Below are 735 nucleotides of genomic sequence, written 5' to 3' on the forward strand. Positions count from 1 at the left end.
CCGTCCAGATCACTGAAGCGACTGGCGGCAACTTTGAGAAGTTGGAAGTTGCTGGCAACGGTGCGACCACCACGATCAATGACACCATCGACAAGGTCGATGTAGTTCTGACTGCAACCACCACCGTCGGCGAAGACGGCAACATCGTTTACACCGCCAGCCTTGTGGATAAAAACGGCGTACCGGTGACGAACATCACCAACCCGTTGACCGTCACCTTGGATAACGGCCAAAGCATCACCATCGGTGTGAACCAATCGAGCGGTAGCATTTCTGTTGTTGCGCCTGATGATGTGTACAAGGGCGACCAAACCGTCACCGCTGCTATTCAGACCGTCACGGGTGGCGAGCACTTCGAGAATTTGGTGCCAGGCACCGCGCCGGTTAATACAACCGTGACTGATACTCCAGGCACCGACAACACCACTACCGTCACGCTGACCGCGCCAAATGCTGTTAACGAAGGTGGGCAAATCACGTATACCGCGACTTTGAGTAATAAGGCCGGTAGTGACGTCACGCTGAAACTCGATAACGGATCGTCGATCACTATCAAAGCCGGTGAAACCGTCGGCACTGTGACCGTCCCTGCGCCAACCGATGACGTGTTCATCGATAAGAGCACGCAGACGGTCAAGATCACCGACGCAACGGGCGGCAACTTCGAGAAGCTGGAAGTTGCAGGCAACGGTGCGACCACCACGATCAACGACACCATCGACAAGGTCGATGTGG

At 55.4% G+C, this 735-nt stretch carries 1 protein-coding gene; it reads left to right on the forward strand.

Features of this window, described 5'->3' with window-relative positions; genetic code table 11:
* Positions 1-735, forward strand: a 735-nt coding sequence (locus BFQ04_RS03695; RefSeq protein WP_371914479.1) for an immunoglobulin-like domain-containing protein, incomplete at both ends; no start/stop codon positions are given.

This window comes from Pseudomonas sp. 37 R 15, assembly GCF_900004865.1.
Classification (GTDB): Bacteria; Pseudomonadota; Gammaproteobacteria; order Pseudomonadales; family Pseudomonadaceae; genus Aquipseudomonas; species Aquipseudomonas fluorescens_AM.